A 16,541-nucleotide genomic window follows, 5' to 3' on the forward strand; every position below is an offset into this window, starting at 1 on the left:
CTCCGGCTCGGGCGACCCCTGTGGACGGCAACGTACGGACGCCCTGCTCCCGCGTGCGTCTCAATCTGAGACACAGGCGACCCGGTGGTTTCGCGCGCTTAACCGCGCCCGGTTAAGCGCGCGAAACCACGTGAGCTCAGCCCATGGAGGGGCCGAGGCCCAGGGACTGCGGGGTGCTGGCGTCGGGAGACGGCTGCGGCAGGCCCTCGTCGAGCGGCCCGAACTCGGTCATCAGCGCCTTGTTCCACGGCGTCTGCTCCTCGGCCACCAGCGAGTTGGTGGTGAGGACCAGCCCGGCCACCGACGCGCCGTTCTGCAGCGCCGAGCGGACCACCCGCAGCGGGTCGATGACGCCGAGCTCGATCAGGTCGCCGAAGCGGCCCTGCAGCGCGTCGAAGCCCTCGTCGACGGCCATCCCGCTGACCTGCTTGACCACGTCCTCGGCGTCGTAGCCGGCGTTCGCGGCGATCAGGTGCACCGGCTCGGTGAGGGCGCTGCGCACGATCTCCACGCCGGTCCGGTAGTCACCGGAGACGTCGAGCGCGGACAGCGCCGGCTCGGCGTGCAGCAGCGCCGAGCCGCCGCCGGCGACGATGCCCTCGGCCATGGCGGCGCGGGTGGCCTGCAGCGAGTCGTCGACGCGGTGCCGGATCTCCTTGGCCTCGGCGTTGGTCGGCGCGCCGACGTGGATGACGGCGGCCTTCCCGGACAGCCGCGCGATCCGCTCGGACAGGAAGTCCTGGTCGGTGCCGATCGTGGCCCGCTCCAGCTCGGCGCGCAGCTGCGAGAGCCGCCGATCGCGTGCCGCGGCCGCGCCCCGGCCCCCGATGATCACCGTGCGGTCGCTGGTCACCCGGACCTGGTCGGCCTGACCGAGGTGCGCGGTGGTCATCTGGTCCAGCGCGAAGGACGACGCCCGCGAGTGCACCTGGCCCCCGGTCAGCGCCGCGATGTCCTCGAGCAGGTGGATGCGCTTCTCGCCGAACCCGGGCGCCTGGATGGCGACGCACCGGAAGATCCCGTTGACGTGGTTGTGCACCAGCATCTGCAGCGCGGTGCCCTCGACGGACTCGGCGACGATCACCAGCGGCTTCGGGGCCCGCATGATGCTGTCCAGCACCGGCATGAGCTGCTTGACGTCGGTGATCTTGTGCGCGGTGAGCAGGACGTAGCAGTCCTCCAGGACGGCTTCGAGCCGGCCGACGTCGGTGACCATGTAGGGCGAGACGTAGCCGTTGTCGAACTCGAAGTCCTCGACGAAGTCGACGTCGATGCCCAGGACGGCGGAGTCCTCGACGGTCACCACGCCGCCGTCGCCGACCGCGTAGAGGGCGCGCGCGACGACGTCGCCGATGGTGTCGTCGTCGTTGGCCGAGATCGACGCCACCCGGCGGAAGTCCTCCTCGGTGCGCATCGCGTGGGCGACGCCGGCGAGGTGCTCGACCAGCGTGGCGACCGCGACGTCGATCCCGCGCTTGACCAGCACCGGGTTGCCGCCGCTCTCGATCGCCGTCATGCCCTGCTTGACGATCGCCTCGGCCAGCACGATCGCCGTCGTCGTCCCGTCGCCGACGGTGTCGTTGGTCTTGATCGCCGCTTCCTTGACCAGCTGGGCGCCCATGTTCTCGAACGGGTCGCGCAGGTAGATCTCGCGGGCGATGGTGACGCCGTCGTTGGTGACCTCCGGGGAGCCGGTGATCTTCTCGATGATCACGTTGCGCCCCTTGGGGCCGAGCGTGCTCTTCACCGAGGCGGCGAGCTGCTCGACGCCGGCCTGCAGCAGCCGGCGTGCGTCAGCGCCGAAGCGCAGTTCCTTGGCCATGGGTCCTCCTGGGCCGTGGGGTGGACGGTCTGTGCGCGGGTGGGACCGGCCGGTTCGGCCGGACGCCAGATGGCCGGCCGGCGTGGATGCCGGCCGGCCGCCTGGCGGGAGGGATCAGCTGACCTGCAGTGCCTTGAGGTCGAAGCCGATGTACTCGGCGGCGTCCTCGGGGTTGGCGAACATGATCGTGCGGTCGTCCTCGTGGACCATCCGCCCGTAGTGGGTCGACATGCTCTCCTCGAGGTCGGCCGAGGTGAACGACCCGGCCTCCTCGCCGAGAGCCTCGGCCAGCTCGTCGTAGTCGAAGTCCATCCGGGTGTCGGCGTCCACCCGGATCATCGAGGGCAGGTAGGTCACCGTGACCCCTGGCTTCTCCTTCATGACCTCGGCGATCACATGCCCGACCTGGTCGTTCATCAGCGTGATGCCGGCTCGGTTGGAGGAGGTCGCATTCACCGCGCCGAACGCGGTGGTTGCCGTGGTGGTCACTGGGCCAGCTCCTTCGGGGTCTGCAGGCCGAGGTCGGAGAGGATCCCGGCGAAACGGTTCTTGGCGCGGTCGAGGGAGTCCTCGAACCGGGGTGGCCGGGCGTCGGGCTGCGACCACAGGGGCTGCATGGTGCGGGCGGCCGCCAGGCACCGCGGCACCCACGCCGTCAGCCAGTCCTGCATGAGCGACTTGTTGTGCTCGGCGAACTCGCGGTCCTGCGTCAGCAGGCCGAAGCAGGCCTGCGTCCAGCGCAGGTCGCGCTGGGCGTAGTCGTACTCGCCCGCGCCGATCACGGTGGGCGTCACGAAGTCGCCGTTGCCCGGGGCGGCCTGCATGACCAGCCCGCTGCGGAACAGCTCGCCGATGAGGGGCTCGAACACGATGTTGGCGGCGAAGAGGGCCTCGCCCCAGTCGTCCTCGATCGCGGTCAGGGCCTCGGTGACCTCGCGGACGCCCTGCCACTCGGCGTCGCCGTTCCACGCGGCGAGGTGCGCCGAGCCGTCGAAGCCCGGGATCTCCTCGGTCAGGGTGAGGTTGTACAGCGCGAGGTCCTGCGCGAAGCGGATCTTGTGGGCGCTGTTCACCGCCAGCGCGGTGTTGTGCATGTTCGTCGGCGCGGAGCGCTCGTTCGCCGCGAAGACGTAGAGGCCGAGGATGTGCTCGACGTGCATCCAGGCGCCGACGCTGCGCTCGACGAAGGTCACCCAGTTCTTGCTCCACTGGTCGAAGGCCTTGGCGTTGCGCGCGTTCTCGACGTTGCCGTTGATCTGCCGGACGACGTTGGCGTTGTACCGGTAGATCGTCTGTTCCCACTCCTCGTTCGGGTCACGGAACTCGTGCCACCCGTGGGCCGGCCAGTCCAGGCCCTGGCCGCCGCCGCCGGTGCCGACGCCGCGCACCGGTTCGGGCTTGTCCACGCCCCACGCCTTGAGCTTGGTCCAGGTCAGCGGGTAACCGACCTGCCCGTCGGCGAAGCCGTAGATCCAGCCCTGGGACAGGTAGTGCCGCGGGTCGGGCTGGACCTCGACGGTCACGTCCTCGTAGTGGGTCTGCTTCCGCTTGGCCGGCTTGTAGTAGTTGTAGCGGCGCGCGCTGACGTCGGAGTCCGGGAACTCCTTGGCGCCGGCCTCGGCGTCGGTGAACTGGGGCTTGGGCACGCTGCGCGGCGGGCGCTCCGGGGTCTCCGTGCGCTGGGGGGCTTCCGGGGTTGCAGTCATGATCAGTCCTCGCCTTCCGGTTCACCGGTGGTGGTGAACTTGTCGTAGAAGATGCGGTCTTCGCTGCGCCCGAGCCGGGAGAGCGTGGCGACCGCCGCCTCGACCATGGGCGGCGGTCCGCAGACGTAGGCGTCCATGCCGGAGAGGTCGGTCTCCCGGCGGGCGACGACGTCGGTGATCAGGCCGGTCTCGCCGGTCCACCCGTCGTCCTCGCCCGGCTCGGACAGCGCGGGGACGTACGTGAGGTTCGGCAGCAGTTCGGCGAGCTTGGCCAGCTCGTCGGCGAAGCACAGGTCCCGGGCGGTCCGGGCCCCGTAGTAGAAGGTGACCGGCCGCTCGATGCCCCGGTCGGCCATCGACCGGAGCAGGGCCAGCAGCGGCGCCAGGCCCGCCCCGCCGCCGAGGAAGAGCAGATCGGCGAGACTGCTCTCGCGCAGGCGGAAGGCGCCGAACGGGCCCTCCACCTGCAGCCGGTCACCCGGCGCGATGCTGTCGGCCAGCAGCCCGGAGAACAGCCCGCCCGCGTAGACCTTGATGACGAACTCGAAGATGCCTTCCCGGTTGGGGATGTTCGCCATCGAGAACGACCGGCTGGCATGGTGGCCGGGAACCTGGAAGTCCAGGTACTGGCCGGGGAAGTACTTGATCTCCTCCGGCTCGACCAGCCGGACGGTGAGGTGGCGCATGTCGTGCGTGACCGGCTCGTTCGCGATCACCTCGACGACGCCCTGCCGGAGCGGCAGCCCGGACTGGATCATCTCCTCGTCGTAGTTGAGGAGCTCGATCACCAGGTCCTCGTACGGGTGCGCCCGGCAGAGCAGCGTCTGGCCCTCCTCTCGCTCGAAGTCGGGCAGCGCGAAGGTCGAATAGCTGTCCAGTTCGATGTCCTCGCCGTCCAGGACGAAGGACTTGCAGGAGGCGCACTGGCCTTCCTTGCAGCCGTGCATGAGCTGGACCCCCTGCTCGGCCGCGGCCCGCAGGATGGTCTGGTCGGAGTCCACTTCGATCTCGATGCCGACCGGCTCGAACCTCACGTGGTGCTTGTCGCCCATGACTCCATCTCTCGCGGGACGCAGGTCGTCTCCGCGCCGCCGGCGGTCTGCGGACAGCCCTCAGCGACGTGGGGGAGGGGGTGGGTGGTGGCGGGGGAGGGCCGGGGGGCACCCGGCCCTCCCCCTCGCCTGACCCGCGCTCAGGCGCTCGGGGCGGGGGCCGGCCGGCCGGCCGGGCCCTGGCGGTTGTAGTCGGCGACGAACGCCGCCCGTTCCGCGTCGCTCATCTCGTTGAACAGGACGTTCGGGGACAGGACCGGGCCGAGCCTCTTGAGGTGCTCGGTGGTCCACATCTTCTTGGGGTCGAGGTTCAGGTGCGGCTGCGCCGTCATCGTCTTCCCGTCGTCGCGGACGAAGCCCATGTCCTCGACGACCTTGTCCCACGTCCAGCCGTGGTAGAGCGTCTCCCACTCGCGGTGCCCCACCAGCCGGCCCATGTTCGGGGTCTCGCGGCCCTGGTACACCGGGCGGAAGGCCTCGACATCGGTCCAGCGGCAGGTCTCGCTGCAGTAGGTGCGGTGCACGCCGTCGATCTCCGCGGTGACCATGTCCTCACGGATGAGGCACGGCACCATGCAGACCCAGCAGCGCTGCGGATACACGTAGTCGACGTCCTCGCCGACGATCGGCTTGTGCCCGTTCGGGATGGACAGGCGGCTGTAGTTCTCCCACCACTTGCCGTACTTGTCGTACCAGCCCGGGTACTTGTACTCGAACCACTCGAAGTCCTCGTCGGTCATCGGGTCGATGCGCCAGTAGTTGGCCAGCCACCCGGTGGCGAAGAACTGAGCGACCTCGTGCACGTAGCCCTTGTTCCATATCCGGTTCCAGGCCTCCTCGATCAGGTCGTGCGGGATCGTCAGGCCGTACTTCTCGAGCGGGACCAGGTAGCTGCGGTAGTAGTCGTCGTAGATCCACCGACGCCACATCTCCGCGTAGGACTCCCGGTCCTTGCGGCGGTCCTTGGTGCCGTACTCGATGAAGGTGCCGATCGCGGCGTCCACCACGGCGTGGTTGTTCCACCACGCGTAGCGCAGGTCGCGCTCGAGCAGCTGCCGGTTGCCCTCGTCGGACAGCGCCATGAGCAGGGTGGCGTAGCCGTTGGAGATGTGCCGGGACTCGTCGGACTGCACCGAGTGGAAGACCGTCGGCAGCAGGTAGTCGCCGTTGGCGGCGGCCTCGGCCGGCATGGCGACGAACAGCGTGTTCGTGAACGCGGTCTCGGCGACGATGGTCAGGTAGATGCTCGCCGCGGTGATCGCGTCACCGGTGATGAACCCTTCCGCGAACTGCCTGCCGATGGTGCCGCAGTAGTCGTTGTGGAAGTTGCGCAGGCTGTTGTTGAAGCCGGCCGGGTCGATGTAGTTGTTCATGTACAGGCGCTTGAGGTTCTGCTGGATCGTCGAGTGCCGTACCTCGTCGATCATCTGGATCGCCTGGCCGTTGTGCAGTTCCGGGTTCGGGACGACGTGGAACAGCATCGGCATCGAGCGGGCCGCCGAGACCTCGGGCAGCGGGATGATCGACAGGAACAGCTTCTGCCACTCCAGCCAGCGCTCCTGCACCTGGCGGAACATGTTCCCGCGGATCGCGCCGTCCTCGGCGCCGTAGACGCGGTTGTCCTTCTCTTCCTCCATCGGGAAGTAGGACCGCAGGATCTGCTTGAGCGGGTCCTTCTTCTGGGCCTTCCGGAAGGTGTAGTCGGTGCCGTACTTCATGTACGGCTCGTGGTACTGCGGTTCCCAGGCCAGTTCCTGGATCTTCTGGTGGGCCTTCGCCAGGCTCTGTCGACTCACGTCGACTCCTCACGTCGGGGGTGGGGGACTCGGTCGGCGCCGCCGGGACGTGCGGCAGCGCGTTCTCGGTTCCTCGGAAGCCAGGACGGCGCGGGCGTCGTGGACCCCGGAGGGTGCGGGGAACGCGGTGCGGTGCCCCCGGCACCGTGTTCCTCGTGGCACGGATCACAGCGGCTCGCCGGGCCGTGAGTGGTCTCAATATGAGACGTCGCTCACATCGACCTTTCCTAGGGTGGTGATCCCTAGGCTTGGGGGGCCGTTCCTCAGAGGCGAGGAGGCGAGGCCGATGTCCGTGATCCCCACCGGTGGGCAGGACGTCGCCCGCGCCCGCACGCTGTTCCTCGTCGACGAGCCGGTCCGCCCGGGCATGGTCCGCGAGCCGATCCTGGCGTCCTGGACCCGGTCGCGGCTGTTCCACGTCCGGCCCGACCACCTCGAGCTGCCGTACGAGCCGGGGGTGGACGACGACACGCTGCTGGCCACCGCCGCCGAGCCTGTCCTGCTGCAGATCGCCGACCTGTTCGCCACCGAGCCGGTGAGCGTGATCCTCTGCGACAGCGAGGGCGTCGTCCTGTCCCGGCGCACCGGGGACTCCGGCCTCGAGCAGCACCTCAACCGCGTCTGGCTGGCCCCCGGGTTCAGCTACGCCGAGCGGTTCGTCGGCACCAACGGCATCGGCACGGCGCTGGAGGCGCGCGGGCCGGCCCAGGTGTTCGGCCACGAGCACTTCGTCGAGCGGCTGGAGGAGCTCGCCTGCGCCGGCGCGCCGATCCGGCACCCTGTGACGGGCAAGGTGCTCGGCGTCGTCGACCTGACCTGCTGGCAGCGCGACGCCGGCCCGCTGCTGGTCGCGACCGCGGCCACGCTCACCCGGCGGATCGAGGAGATGCTGCTCGCCCAGTCGGGGCAGCGGGAGCTCGCCGTCCTCAACGACTACCTGGTGGCCTGCCGGCGCAACCGGGGCGCGGTGCTGGCCGTCGGCCAGGACCTGCTGATGATGAACGACCGGGCGCGCGAGCTGCTCGACCCGGCCGACCAGGAGCCGCTGCTGGCCGAGGCGACCGAGGCGCTCGCCGAGGGCCGGCGGCACCCGCTGCTGATCGACCTGCCCAGCGGCCGGTCCGCGCGCGTGCACTGCCGCCCGACGGTGACCCAGAAGGGGATCGTCGGAGGCGTCCTCGACGTGCAGCTGGTCAGCTCGGTGCCGGCGCCCGCGCCGGCCGCCCTGAACGTCTCCGGCGCGGCGCTGTCGGCGTCGGTCGGGTCGGGCGGGGCCTGGCTCAAGTGCCGCGCGGCCGTCGACCGCCACCTGCAGGCCGGCGAGTGGCTGGTGCTCGACGGCGAGCCCGGCTCCGGCCGCGCGACCGCCGCCCGCGCCGCGCACCAGACCCGGACGCCCGCGGCGCGGCTGCGCGTGCTCGCCGCGGAGACGGCCGGCCCCGAGTGGGTGGCCGACGTGGCCGAGGAGCTCGCGGTCAGCGGCGGCACGGTGATCCTCACCGACGTCGACCTGCTCGACCGGCCGGTGCTCGCCGAGCTGGCCGACGTCCTCGAGCCCTACCGGGAGGCCACCGACTCCGAGCGGCCCTGGGTGGTGGCCACGGTCCGGTCGCTGCACGACGAGCCGGGCCCCGAGCTGGCCGCCGTCCTGGCCTGCTTCCCCCGCACGGTCCCGGTCCCGCCGCTGCGCCACCACGTCGAGGACGTCGCCGAGCTGGTGCCCTACCTGCTGGCGCGCTCCGGGCACGCGGCGGTGAGCTGCTCGCCGGAGGCCATGCGGGTGCTCACGCACAACCGCTGGCCGGGCAACGTCGACCAGCTGGTCGCGGTGCTGCGCAAGGTCGTGGCCCGGCGCCGCTCCGGGCTGATCGGGGTCCGCGACCTGCCGCCGGAGTGCCGGGTCACCAGCAAGCGGGTGCTGACCCCGCTGGAGTCGCTGGAGTGCGACGCCATCGTCGAGGCGCTGGTGGACGCCGGCGGCAACAAGGTCGAGGCGGCCCGCCGGCTGGCGATGTCGCGGGCGACGATCTACCGCAAGATCCGCGACTACGGGATCTCGGTGCCGACCACGGGCACGTCCTGAGCGAGGAGCCGGCCATGGCATCCCCGATCGTCGTCCGCGCCGCCGGGCGGACCGCCGTCGTCAGCACCTGGCTGGCCGTGCTCGTGGTGGCCGGCCGCCCCGTCTGGCTCGCCGTGCTCCTCGGCCTCGTGCTCGTCGGCGTCTGGGCCGCGCCGCTGCTGTCGGCGACCAACCGGCGACCGGCGCCGACGCGCCCGGAGACGATCGTCACGGTGTGCCGTGGGCCGGTCGCAGCTAGGATCGAGGCCAGCGAAGGGGAGTAGCCCCCAATGTCGCGGTCGACAGACTGACCGACGCCGGTTCCCGGCGGACGTCCGGCCGCGCGGCCTGGTCCTCCAGGCGGGCGAGACCTTCGATCCAGGCAGCACGTGCCGGGTCGAGGTCATCGCATCTCGTCCCGGCCGGACGAGAGAGGCCCGCACCGCCCCGTGGACGCAGTACTTGCCAGCACGCTCCTCGCGTTCGGCGTCATCTTCGTCGCCGAGCTCGGCGACAAGTCCCAGCTCATGGCGTTGACCTTCGCCACGCGCTTCAAGGTCTGGCCGGTGCTCATCGGCATCACCGCGGCCACCGCGATCGTGCACCTGGTGTCGGTCGCGATCGGCTACGGGCTGGGCGCGGCGCTGCCCACGGGCTGGATCAACCTCGCCGCGGCGCTGGCCTTCATCGCCTTCGGGTTCTGGACCCTCCGCGGTGACACCCTGACCGACGACGAGCAGGAGAAGGTCAACCGCGCCGGCAAGCGGGCGATCATCGCCGTCGGCACGGCGTTCTTCCTCGCCGAGCTCGGCGACAAGACCATGCTCGCCACGATCACCCTGGCCACCGACCACGGCTGGTTCGGCACGTGGCTGGGCTCGACGCTGGGCATGGTGGCCGCGGACGCGCTGGCCATCGTCGTGGGCCGGGCGCTGGGCAAGCGGCTGCCGGAGAAGGTCATCGCCTACGGCGCGGCGGCCCTGTTCTTCCTCTTCGGCATCTGGCTGACGATCGAGGCGATCGCGCAGCTGACCTGAGTCAGCCGGCCGGCGCCTCGGCCGGCCGGGCGTGCAGGGCCGCGCGGTGCCGCGCGTGCCGGACCACCAGCGGGGCCAGCCACACCGCGACCAGCGCCAGCCCGAGGCCGACGGTCGACCAGCCGGGCCGGCCGGCGAGGGCGAGGGCCAGCAGGAAGCCCAGGACGACGACCGTCCGGCAGACGGTGACCGGCGACGGCAGATGCACGGTGGCGCTCCTCTCCGGTGAAACCGGATGCGCTACAGGGTGCACCCGGCTAGCGTCCGCGCCATGCCGTTCCGTTGACGCACGCGCTCGCTGACCCGCTTGGCGGCGGCCTGGGCGGTCGCCGATTCGCTGGTGCCGCTCTACCCGCTGTACGCGCTGCTGTTCGCCGACACCGGGTTGTCGCAAGCCGAGATCTCGGCGCTGTTCGCCGTCTGGTCGCTGACCGCGCTGGTCGCCGAGGTGCCGACGGGCGCGCTGGCCGACCGCTGGTCGCGCCGCGGCGCGCTGGTGCTCGCCTCGCTGCTCGAGGCGGCCGGCTTCGTCCTCTGGACGGCGCTGCCCTCGCTCGCCTCCTTCGCCGCCGGCTTCGTGCTGTGGGGGATCGGCGGCGCGCTGGCCTCGGGCTCGGCGGAGGCGCTGATCTACGAGGGGCTGACCGATCCCGCCGGCTACACCCGGGTGTCCGGGCGGCTCGACGCGGCGCGGCTGGTCGCCCAGGTGCCCACGGCGTTCGCCGCGACCGCGCTGTTCGCGCTCGGCGGCTACGCGCTGGTCGGGTGGGCGAGCGTCGGGACGTGCCTGGTCGCGGCGGCGCTGGCCGCGCGCTTCCCGGAGGCGCCGCGCCGTCCGGACGGCGACGCGGCCGCGGAGGTGCGCTCGTTCGCCCGCACGCTGTGGTCCGGCGCGGTCGAGGCGCTGCGCCGCCCCGGGCTGCGGGTGGTCGTGCTCGCCGCGGCCGTGCTCGGCGGGATCGACGGCGTGGAGGAGTACTGGCCGCTGATGGCCGGCGACTGGGGCGTGCCGGCGGCCGCCGTCCCGGTGGCGACGCTGGCGATCCCGCTGGCCGGTGCGGTCGGCGCCGCCCTGGCCGACCGGGCGGGCCGGCTGCCGGCCCGGTGGCTGCTGGCCCTGCTGGTCGTCGCCGCCGCGGCGCTCTGGACCGCGGCGCTCTGGGCCCACCCGGCGGCGCTGGCCGCGGTCGCCGTCTTCTACGGGCTGTACTGCGCGGTGCTGGTCGTGGCCGAGGCGCGGCTGCAGGACCGGATCACCGGACCGCACCGGGCGACGATCACCTCGGTCGCGGGCCTCGGCGTGGAGCTGGCCTCGCTGCCGGTCTTCGCCGCGTGGGCGCTCGGTGGCGCCGGGGCGATCGCGCTGCTGGTGCTCGCCGTCGTCCCGGTGGTGGCGGTGGGACTGCGGGTCAGGTGACCGGGTAGGCCGCCGCCGCGGCCGCCGTGGCCGCCCGCAGCACCTCCTTGACCGGCAGCTGCCGGCTCTTCGCCAGGGCCGCGACGTCCTCGTACTCGATGCTCACGTTGACCAGCCGGCCATCGACGCGGGCGAGCTTGACCGCCACCGAGCCGCCGAGCACCTCGACCCGCGCGATGGCCCGGTCCAGGGCCAGCTTGCCCACGGGTACGACCCGCAGGCCGATGCTCGAGGTGTGCGCGAAGACCGCCCGCTGCACGGCGGCCACGGCGTCCGCCGGGCAGAGCGCCGACAGCGTGTGCGCCGGGCGGCCCTTCTTCATCACGATCGGCGTGAGCCACGCGTCGGAGGCGCCGGCCGCGAACAGCGCGTCCAGGACGGCGGGCCACAGCCGCGGATCGAGGTCGTCGACGTTGGTCTCGAGCACGACCGGGCCGGGCGGGACGCCGTCCCCCGGCTCGCCGAGCACGAGGCGGACGACGTTCGGCTGCTCCTCGGGATCCCGGCCACCGGCGCCGTAGCCGGTCCGGTCGACCCGCATCGGCGGCAGCGCCGTCCAGACGTCGACCAGCTCGGCCAGAAGCGCCGCGCCGGTGGGGGTGCAGGTCTCGGCCGGGACGGGCCCGGCGTGCACCGGGACGGCCTTCAGCAGCTCGAGCACCGCCGGCCCGGGCACGGGGACGACGCCGTGCGCGCCGCGCGCCGAGCCGCTGCCCAGCGCCACGGGCGAGGCGGCCAGCCGGTCCAGACCCAGGTGCGCGAACCCGGCGACCACGCCCACCACGTCGGCGAGCGCGTCGAGCGCGCCGACCTCGTGGAAGTGCACGTCCTCGGGGTCCGTCCGGTGCACCCGGCCCTCGGCGACGGCCAGCCGCTGGAACACCGCGAGCGCCCGCTCGCGCACGTCGTCGGGCAGTGCGGCGTCGGCGAGGATCTCGCGGACGTCGGACCACGTGCGGTGCGTCGTCGACGGCGGGGCGTGCACGTGCACCCGGGTCGCGCCGAGGCCGTGGCGGGTCACCTGCTCGGTGGTGAGCATGACCGGCTCGACGCCGAGCGCACCGACGGCCCGGGTGAGCACGTCGAGCGGCACGCCGGCGTCGACGAGGGCGCCGAGCAGCATGTCCCCGCTCGCACCCGCGCTCAGATCGAGCCACCCGATCACTTCGTCGCCCTACCGGGCGACACCGCGGCCAGGTGCCGTCCCCGTCCTGCGTCGAGCCCCATCGTCCCTCCTCGAGGGACCCTCCGGGCCCCCGCTCGTCGGGACCCTAACCTGCGGCCTTCCGTGAGATCCGCGCGGCGAACAGCCCGGCCGACCACCCGTCGTCCAGGGAGCTGACGACGACGCCCGGCGTCGGCGTGCTGAGCATCGTGAGCAGCGCCCCGAGCCCGGCGAAGCCGCCGGACTGCCCGGACGACGTCGGCACCACCACGACGGGGACGTCGGTGCCCGCCGCGATCCGGGCCGGCAGCGTGGCGTCGAGCCCCGGGACGACGACCACCACGTCGGCGTCCTCGGCCGGCACGACCTCGGCGCCGGCGACCCGCGCGACGAACGCCGTCTCGGCGGCGACCGGCCCCTCGCCCAGCACCGCCACCCGTCCTGCCGGCTCGATCACCGGGCCGACGGCGGCGGCCTTCGCGGCGGCGTCCATCGTCGTGTAGGCGTCGTGCTCGGCGGCCAGCGCGACCAGCGCGTCGGAGCTCGCCCGCAGCACGACCACCGGCCGGTCGGGGCGCTCCTGCCGCGCCGTGCGCACCAGCGCGAGCACCTGGTCGGTGCTCAGCTCGGCGCCGCGCACGAGCTCGGGCTCGACCGCGACGCTGGTCTCCCGGAGGACCGGCGGTGCGGCGGGCCGTGCCGCCGGCAGCGGGCCCAGCGGCGGGTCGACCGGTCCGCCCAGGCCCAGCGGCGGGTCGGCCGGGCCTTCGGCGAGCAGCGGCGCGAAGCCGTCGTCGTCCTCGGCCGGTTCGGTGGGCTCGTCGGCGTCGTTTGGGGTGTCGGCAGCGGGCGGCGGGCCGAACAGCGCGTCGAGCGGGCTCCCCCCGGCTCGGGTCTGCGTGACGGCGGAGAGCCGGACGACCCGGTCGCGGCCGCTGCGCTTGGCGTCGTAGAGCACGCCGTCGGCCGCGGCGAACAGCGTGCGCCGGTCGTCGCCGCGCGCGGCCGACGCGATGCCCACGCTGATCGTCACCGGCTTGCGCAGGCCGATCTCCGACCAGTCGTAGGTGGCGATCGCGGTGCGGATGCGCTCCAGGGCGCGCTCGGCCTGCTCGGCGGTGGTGTCCGGCAGCAGGATCACGAACTCGTCGCCGGCCCAGCGGCACACCTCGTCGGTGTCGCGGACGCCGTCGACCAGCAGCTCGGCGACCACCCGGAGGACGGCGTCGCCGCCCGGGTGCCCGACCGCGTCGTTGATCGACTTGAACCGGTCGACGTCGACGACGGCGAGCGCCGGCGCCGAGCCCGCCGAGAGCAGCCCGTCGAGCCGGGCCTCGGCGTAGCGCCGGTTGGGCAGGTGGGTGAGGGGGTCCTCGTAGGCCTGCCGGCGCAGCTGGCCGGCGGCGCGCTCGGTCTCCAGCAGGCTCTTGCGCCGGCCGAACAGCTCCACCCAGCGGGTGCGCCGCTCGTCGACCCGGTCCAGCTCGTCGGAGATGTAGGCCTGCAGGTACGGCAGCGCGCGGCCGGCGTCGTCCAGCTCCGAGTGCAGCGTGCACAGCTCGCGCAGCGCGGCCCGGCGCACCCGCGGCAGCCCGTGCTCGGTGGACAGCGCCAGCGCCTGGGTCAGGTGCTCGTCGGCGCCGCGGCCGTCGCCCTGCCGGCGCAGCGCGCGGCCGAGCGCGAGCTGGGCGGAGGAGAGCAGCGCGCGGTCGGCGGTGGCCGAGGTGATCCGCACGGCGGCGCGCAGCGGACCGGCGGCGGCCGCGTGCTCGCTCAGGCCCACCAGCGCCCAGCCGTGCACGACCTGCGCGTAGACCACGCCGGGCTGCCCCGGGGGCAGCAGTTCCAGCGCCCGCTCGGCCATCCGGCGCGCCTCGGCGAAGTGCGGGGCTGCGGAGTCGGGGGCGCCGTCGTCCAGGAGCCCCTCGCCGAGCTCGGCGCACAGCTCGCCGAGCCGGGTGGCGTGCGCGGCGACGAGGACCTCGAGGTCACCGTCGTCCGGGGTGAGCGCCGCGGTGGCGACGGCGGTCTCGTGCGCGCGGCGCTGGTAGTCCAGGGCCAGCGGCATCAGCTCGAGGTCGGCGAGGACGCCGGCCAGGGTCGAGAGCGTGTCGACGAGCAGCTCGCTCGGGGGCAGCAGCGGGTCGAGCAGGCTGGCCGCCTCGACGGCCTCGTCCATCGCCGCGTCGATGCGCCGCGACAGCAGCTCGATGCGGGCGTGCCGGGCCAGCCCGGCGGCGCGCTGCAGGTCGTCGTCCGTGGCGTCGAAGGCCGCCTTCGCCGAGCGGACCAGCGCGATCGCCAGGGCGGCCCGCGAGGCGGACTCGGCACGCGGGTCGTCGTCCTCGCGGTCGTCCTCGGCGGAGCCCTCGATCAGCTCGGCGACGCCGGCGTGCAGGTCCAGGGGTGCGGGCGCGGGCGCGGCCTCGGACGCCGGGCCCAGGGGGTCGCCGACCAGGGTGAAGCCGGCGACGCGCAGCCGGCGGACCAGCAGCTCGGCACGCAGGGTGTCGGCCCACGCCCGGCCCAGGTCGGCGGGCCCCTCGGTCTCGGGGGCGTCGAAGGGGGTCGGATCGCGCTCGACGTCGGCGAGCAGTTCCTCGGCGTCGTCCAGCTGCCAGTTGGCCAGGGCAGCGGTCACCCGTTGGTGCAGGGTTCCCGGTGGCACGAGCGCACTGTGCACGTCGTCCGCACCGGAGTCGAGCACCGGGGACAGGCCACGCCGACGGGAGTCCGTCGCGTCCCATGCGCCCCACACGGTCATGGAGACGGTTCCGTTTCGCCGGTGAGCATGCCACCCGGGGCCTGCACCCGGTTGCGTCCGCCACGCTTGGCGTTGAACAGGTGCAGGTCGGCGGTGTCGAACAGCGCCCGCCAGCCGACCGGGCCGGTGCTCTCGCCCTCGATCCGGGGCGCGGTCGCCACGCCGATGCTGACCGTCACCGGGGAGGACAGCGGCAGGTCGGACCAGTCGGCCCGGGCGATCGCCGCCCGGAGCCGCTCCATGACGCCGACGGCCTGCTCCTCGGTCGCCGTCGGCAGGACGACGAGGAACTCGTCGCCGGCCCAGCGGTACACCTCGTCGCGGGTGCGGCTGTGCTCGCGCAGCAGGTCGGCGACCCGCTTGAGGACGGCGTCGCCCGACAGGTGCGAGGCCTCGTCGTTGACCTCCTTGAACCGGTCGACGTCGACGACGGCCAGCGAGACGGGGGCCTCGCCCAGGGAGAGGCTGCCCAGCCGGTGCTCGGCGCTGCGGCGGTTGCCCAGGCCGGTGAGCGGGTCCTCCAGCGCGTGCCGCTGCAGCAGCGCGGCCTGCCGTTCGGCCTCGCGGAGCCGGCTGCGGCGGACGAACAGGTCGGCCCACAGCTCGCGGCCGCGGGCGTGCGCCCGGCCCGTGTCGGCGCGGTAGGCCTCGAGCCAGTGCAGCGCCTCCGCGGGCCGGCCCAGCGCGGCGGCACCCTGACCGAGCTCGAGCAGGCAGTGCCGGTAGCGCCGGCGGTCACCGGCGGCGGCGAAGGCCCCGGAGGCGTCGACCAGCAGGTCGATGGCCTGCTCGCCGAGCGCCGGCTGCCGGTCGCGCGCCGACAGCAGCGCGAGCAACCGGGCCAGCGCCAGGTCGGCGTAGCCGCGCAGCCACAGCCCGCCGTGGTCCTGCACCCGCCGGTGCGCGCTGCGCATGGGGCTCAGGGCCTCGTCGAGGTCGTCGCGGCAGGTCATCGCCCACGCCTGGACGACGTCGAGCAGGTCCTGCTCGTCCTGGTCGGGCACGAAGTCGAGCACCCGCGCGGCGGTGGCGCAGTCGATGGCGGTGAGCGCGAGCTCGCGCGCCGGCTCGATCTCGCCGCGCCGGCGCAGCGTCTGGGCCAGCTCCGCGTGCTGCTGGGCGGTGAGCAGCAGCAGCCGCCAGCGCTCGCCGAGGTGGTCGAGCTGGAGGGCCACCCCGTGCCCGCGCTGGGCGTGGGTGACGGCGAGCTCCTCCAGGTCGAGGCCGGTCAGCGTGCGGGACAGCCAGAAGTGCGCCTGCAGCAGGGCGCGGGTCGGCGGGCGGGCGGCCGGACCGTCACTGAGCAAACTGGCGTCGACGGCCAGGAGCATCGCCGAGTCGAAGCGGTCGGCGGTCATCTCGACGTGCGCGAGGTAGGCCATGGCCAGGGCGGTCTCGGCGGTGGGCGGGCACTTCTCGAGCGCCTCCCGCGCGCAGCCGGCCGCCTCGGCAGCGATCTCGCCGTCGCCGTCGAGCAGCCCGCGCCGGGCGGTGAGCACGTGCCGCCACCCGACCCAGCGCGGTTCCGTCGCCGCGACGAGGGCCGGCTCGGCGTCGTCGAGGGCGGCGCGGAACGCGGTGGGGTCCTCGTGGTCGCTCGCGGTGAGCAGACGCCACAGCGCAGCCTCGAGGTCACCCTCGGTCACTCGCGCGGGGCCCGGCGTCACGCTTCCCTCCGCTCGACGGGTGTCCCCGGCCCGGATCGCCCGATCGGCCGGTG

General features: G+C 73.3%; 13 protein-coding genes. 4 read left to right on the top strand and 9 right to left on the bottom strand.

The genetic code is table 11. From position 1 onward, the window contains the following. Positions 1 to 136: 136 nt before the first annotated feature. From groL to GGQ55_RS10045, 5 genes are all read right to left on the bottom strand, one after another. Positions 137 to 1,822, bottom strand: a complete 1,686-nt coding sequence (gene groL / locus GGQ55_RS10025) for a chaperonin GroEL (RefSeq protein WP_179716322.1) — start codon at positions 1,820 to 1,822, stop codon at positions 137 to 139. A gap of 114 nt (positions 1,823 to 1,936) precedes the next feature. After that, the gene (mimD, locus tag GGQ55_RS10030) at positions 1,937 to 2,311 is read right to left on the bottom strand and encodes a propane 2-monooxygenase effector subunit MimD (protein WP_179716323.1); all 375 of its coding nucleotides are present in this window, start codon (positions 2,309 to 2,311) and stop codon (positions 1,937 to 1,939) included. Continuing rightward, a complete protein-coding gene (locus GGQ55_RS10035; protein ID WP_179716324.1) occupies positions 2,308 to 3,528 on the bottom strand; it encodes a ferritin family protein in 1,221 nt (406 codons plus the stop codon). The genes mimD and GGQ55_RS10035 overlap by 4 nt, the downstream gene beginning before the upstream one ends. A gap of 2 nt (positions 3,529 to 3,530) precedes the next feature. Then, complete coding sequence (locus tag GGQ55_RS10040; RefSeq protein WP_179716325.1) at positions 3,531 to 4,580, bottom strand: NADH:ubiquinone reductase (Na(+)-transporting) subunit F; 1,050 nt, start codon at positions 4,578 to 4,580, stop codon at positions 3,531 to 3,533. 140 nt (positions 4,581 to 4,720) lie between these two features. Beyond that, positions 4,721 to 6,376 (bottom strand): ferritin family protein, encoded by a 1,656-nt coding sequence (locus GGQ55_RS10045; protein ID WP_218859232.1) that lies wholly within the window; start codon positions 6,374 to 6,376, stop codon positions 4,721 to 4,723. 286 nt (positions 6,377 to 6,662) lie between these two features. Here GGQ55_RS10045 and GGQ55_RS10050 point away from each other — a divergent pair, with 286 nt between their 5' ends. The 3 genes from GGQ55_RS10050 (at position 6,663) to GGQ55_RS28325 (ending at position 9,475) form a co-directional block, all read left to right on the top strand. Further along, positions 6,663 to 8,459 carry a sigma-54-dependent Fis family transcriptional regulator gene (locus GGQ55_RS10050; protein WP_179716326.1) on the top strand — a complete coding sequence of 599 codons (1,797 nt, stop codon included), beginning with the start codon at positions 6,663 to 6,665 and terminating at the stop codon, positions 8,457 to 8,459. A 14-nt stretch (positions 8,460 to 8,473) separates the two neighbouring features. Continuing rightward, positions 8,474 to 8,722 (top strand): hypothetical protein, encoded by a 249-nt coding sequence (locus GGQ55_RS10055; protein WP_179716327.1) that lies wholly within the window; start codon positions 8,474 to 8,476, stop codon positions 8,720 to 8,722. Between the two features lie 165 nt (positions 8,723 to 8,887). Continuing rightward, positions 8,888 to 9,475, top strand: a complete 588-nt coding sequence (locus GGQ55_RS28325) for a TMEM165/GDT1 family protein (RefSeq protein ID WP_179716328.1) — start codon at positions 8,888 to 8,890, stop codon at positions 9,473 to 9,475. A gap of 1 nt (position 9,476) precedes the next feature. Here GGQ55_RS28325 and GGQ55_RS10065 read toward each other — a convergent pair whose 3' ends face one another. Next, on the bottom strand, positions 9,477 to 9,683 hold the full coding sequence (locus GGQ55_RS10065; RefSeq protein ID WP_179716329.1) for a hypothetical protein: 207 nt from the start codon (positions 9,681 to 9,683) through the stop codon (positions 9,477 to 9,479). Between the two features lie 99 nt (positions 9,684 to 9,782). Between GGQ55_RS10065 and GGQ55_RS10070 the strand changes: the two genes are divergently transcribed. Beyond that, entirely contained in the window at positions 9,783 to 10,892 is a 1,110-nt protein-coding gene (locus tag GGQ55_RS10070; RefSeq protein WP_246323794.1) for an MFS transporter, read from the top strand. On the opposite strand, the gene larC is transcribed toward GGQ55_RS10070, so the two are convergent. From larC to GGQ55_RS10085, 3 genes are all read right to left on the bottom strand, one after another. Then, positions 10,885 to 12,057 (bottom strand): nickel pincer cofactor biosynthesis protein LarC, encoded by a 1,173-nt coding sequence (larC, locus tag GGQ55_RS10075; protein ID WP_179716330.1) that lies wholly within the window; start codon positions 12,055 to 12,057, stop codon positions 10,885 to 10,887. The genes GGQ55_RS10070 and larC overlap by 8 nt on opposite strands. A 106-nt stretch (positions 12,058 to 12,163) precedes the next feature. Then, on the bottom strand, positions 12,164 to 14,725 hold the full coding sequence (locus tag GGQ55_RS10080) for a diguanylate cyclase domain-containing protein (protein ID WP_366489040.1): 2,562 nt from the start codon (positions 14,723 to 14,725) through the stop codon (positions 12,164 to 12,166). Between the two features lie 92 nt (positions 14,726 to 14,817). Then, positions 14,818 to 16,488, bottom strand: a complete 1,671-nt coding sequence (locus GGQ55_RS10085) for a GGDEF domain-containing protein (protein ID WP_366489041.1) — start codon at positions 16,486 to 16,488, stop codon at positions 14,818 to 14,820. Positions 16,489 to 16,541 lie beyond the last annotated feature (53 nt).

Source organism: Petropleomorpha daqingensis, assembly GCF_013408985.1.
GTDB lineage: Bacteria > Actinomycetota > Actinomycetes > Mycobacteriales > Geodermatophilaceae > Petropleomorpha > Petropleomorpha daqingensis.